3 protein-coding genes are annotated in these 3,463 nt (G+C 33.8%); all 3 read left to right on the top strand.

Features of this window, described 5'->3' with window-relative positions; all coding sequences use genetic code 11:
- Positions 1–247 precede the first annotated feature (247 nt).
- Positions 248–2,191 (top strand): threonine--tRNA ligase, encoded by a 1,944-nt coding sequence (gene thrS, locus RWN11_RS07710; RefSeq protein WP_314161150.1) that lies wholly within the window; start codon positions 248–250, stop codon positions 2,189–2,191.
- Between the two features lie 209 nt (positions 2,192–2,400).
- The gene (locus tag RWN11_RS07715; protein WP_314161151.1) at positions 2,401–2,985 is read left to right on the top strand and encodes a peptidylprolyl isomerase; all 585 of its coding nucleotides are present in this window, start codon (positions 2,401–2,403) and stop codon (positions 2,983–2,985) included.
- A 263-nt stretch (positions 2,986–3,248) separates the two neighbouring features.
- The coding region (locus RWN11_RS07720; RefSeq protein WP_314161152.1) for a solute carrier family 23 protein at positions 3,249–3,463 on the top strand (215 nt) is incomplete at its 3' end.

Raw genomic sequence — 3,463 nt, forward strand, 5'->3', positions numbered from 1 at the left:
GATATATATTTAACTTATTTAAGAGAGGGTATGGTGCTGAAAATACCTATAAGCAGTATATATTACTACCTAGCTAATAGTATTAACATAGTTAGTGAGCTTTATTCACAAAAGAGGAAGTAAATTTACTTCGAATTTGGGTGGTACCACGAAAAGATTCGTCCCTTCTTTAGTTTCGGCTAGAGAAGGGATTTTTTAATTTTTGAGTAAGTTAGACTAAGTATATAAAAAAGAAGGAGACCTTAATATGGCTAAATTAGTTTTTCCAGATGGAAATGTAAGAGAATATGATAATAAAACACCATTAGAAATCGCTGAGAGTATTAGTGTAAGTCTTAAGAAAAAAGTGATTTCTGCAAAATTAGATGAGGATTATATCGAAGTTAACAAACCAATAACAAAAGATGGTCACTTAAAACTTATCGTTGCAGATGATGAAGATAAAGATAGTTTATATGTATTACGTCACACTTGTGCACACGTATTAGCGCAAGCATTAAGAAGACTGTATGGTAAAGATGTACACTTCGGTGTTGGTCCAGCTATCGATGGTGGGTTCTACTATGATTTTGACGCTGAATATAAAGTGACAGAAGAAGACTTTAAAGCAATCGAAAAAGAAGTTAAGAAAATTATTAGCGAAAATCATGCAATTGAAGGTCGCGAAGTAAGTAAAGAAGAAGCTTTAGAAATCTTTAAAGAAGATCCTTATAAAGTAGAATTAATTAACGATCTTCCAGCTGATGAAGTTATCACAGTTTACACACAAGGAGACTTCACTGATCTTTGTCGTGGTGGACACGTAAGTGCAACTTCAAAAATTAAAGAATTCAAATTATTATCTGTAGCTGGTGCATATTGGAGAGGTAATAGTGATAATAAAATGTTACAACGTATCTACGGAACAGCTTATTTCACTAAAGAACATTTAGAACAACACTTAGTACGTCTACAAGAAGCACGTGAACGTGATCACAGAAAATTAGGTAAAGAATTAGGAATCTTCACAACAAGTCAAAAAGTTGGAGCAGGATTACCATTGTGGTTACCAAATGGAGCTACAATCCGTCGTACTATTGAAAGATATATCGTTGATAAAGAAGTAGAATTAGGATATGACCACGTGTATACTCCAATTATGGGATCTAAAGATTTATATATTACAAGTGGACACTGGGAACACTACCAAGAAGACATGTTCCCACCAATGGAGATGGATCACGAAACAATGGTACTTCGTCCAATGAACTGTCCTCACCACATGATGGTTTATAAAAATGAACGTCACTCATACCGTGAACTTCCAATCCGTATCGCAGAGCTTGGAATGATGCACCGTTATGAAGCAAGTGGAGCAGTAAGTGGATTACAACGTGTTCGTGGTATGACTCTAAACGATGCTCACATTTTCGTACGTCCAGATCAGCTTAAAGATGAATTTAAACTTACTGTAGGACTTATTGAAGAAGCATATAAAGACTTAGGTATTAAAAACTTCAGTTACCGTCTATCATACAGAGATCCAGAAAACACTGAGAAATACTTCGATGATGATGCAATGTGGAATAACGCTCAACAAATGTTAAAAGAAACTGCTGATGAGTTAGGATTAGACTATGTTGAAGCTGAAGGAGAAGCAGCATTCTACGGACCGAAACTTGACGTACAAGTAGAAACAGCAATCGGAAAACAAGAAACATTATCTACAATTCAATTAGACTTCTTACTACCAGAGAGATTCGAATTAGAATATATTGGTGAAGATGGAAAAGCTCACCGTCCAGTGGTTATCCACCGTGGTATCGTATCAACAATGGAAAGAATGGTTGCCTTCTTATTAGAAGAGTACAAAGGAGATTTACCAACATGGTTATCACCAAACCAAGTACGTATTATCCCAGTAAACAATGATTACCACTATGATTATTCTAAAGAAATCATGCAAGAACTTAAAAAAGCTGGTGTTAAAGTAGCTATCGATGATAGAGATGAAAAACTAGGATATAAAATCCGTGAAGCTGCAAGCAAAAAAATTCCATATACTTTAGTAATTGGAGATAAAGAAGTAGAAAACAGAAATGTCAACGTTAGAACATTTGGTTCACACGATCAAAAAGAAGAAAGCTTTGCTGAATTCAAAGAAAATATCTTAAGAGAAATCAACGAAAGATTAATCGAGAAAAACGCATAGTAAAATAAATAGGGAGTGACTCAAAAATCGTGATTTCGGAGAAACAAGATTTTGTCGAGTCACCCCCACACAGTTTATTAGATATCTAAAAAGCTTTTATAAAGCGATTTTAGATATCAATAAACCACTGCGTCTATGGTTTTTCGTATGAACTTTGTAAAATTTTAGAATTTTTGGGTAAGCTCATAATCATAATAAGGAGAGATATAATGTTAACTCAATTAACAAAAAATGTAAAAAAAGGTCAAGTTAGAGTAAAAATTAAAACTACTCATGGAGATATGACTTTCAAACTATTTGAAAAAGATATTCCAAAAGCAGTAGAGAACTTTTTAACTCATGCAAAAAATGGGTACTATAAAGGTATTATTTTCCACCGTGTAATTAAAGACTTTATGATTCAAGGTGGAGACCCAACGGGTACAGGTATGGGAGGAGAGTCAATCTGGGGCCGTAGTTTCGAAGATGAATTCTCAATGGATTACTTCCACTTCTACGGTGCGTTAAGTATGGCGAATGCTGGACCAAACACAAATGGAAGTCAATTCTTTATTGTTCAAAATTCTCACGTAGATGCTAGAACTTTACAAGCACTTGAACAAGGTGGTTGGCCACAAGAAGCTGTTGAAGGATATGCTAAACTAGGGGGAACTCCTCACCTAGACCACCGTCATACAGTTTTTGGACACTTAATCGCTGGTGCGAAAACTCTTGAAAAAATTGCAGCAGTAAAAACTGGAGCTCAAGATAAACCAGTTGAAGAAGTTGTAATTCTTGATGTAGAAGTTAAATAATTATAAAACGCAAGGTTAGTAGATTTAATCTTGCGTTTTATAATTTTTTGAAGAAATAATCATTATATAATTTTAGAATTTAGATTTGAAAGATTGCGGTAATTTAGGAAACAGAAGAGAATTTTTGTATTATAATGAAATATTATTAATTATTTTAAAAAATTTCAGGTGAAGCTTTTAAAAAAATAGAAAAAAACACTTTCAAATTGACTATTCATGTGATATAATTATGAAAGTTTGAATATAAAAAAAGGAGAAGAAGAATGGCAGAAAAAACAAGAGTAAAACCAATTCTTGATGTTCATGAAAAGCCTAACTTAGCTCTATGGGTAACGTTAAGCTTACAACACTTATTCGCAATGTTTGGAGCGACGGTGTTAGTACCGATTTTAACAGGATTACCAGCAAGTACTGCTTTAACGACATCAGGTATTGGAACACTTACGTATTTATTAATAACTAGAGGTAAAATTCCTGC

The sequence above is a fragment of the uncultured Gemella sp. genome (genome assembly GCF_963519265.1).
GTDB lineage: Bacteria > Bacillota > Bacilli > Staphylococcales > Gemellaceae > Gemella.

Bases quoted from the DNA above. Each gene is read 5' to 3' on its own strand.
- thrS (WP_314161150.1), top strand. From the start codon at position 248: ATGGCTAAATTAGTTTTTCCAGATGGAAATGTAAGAGAATATGATAAT.
- RWN11_RS07715 (WP_314161151.1), top strand. From the start codon at position 2,401: ATGTTAACTCAATTAACAAAAAATGTAAAAAAAGGTCAAGTTAGAGTA.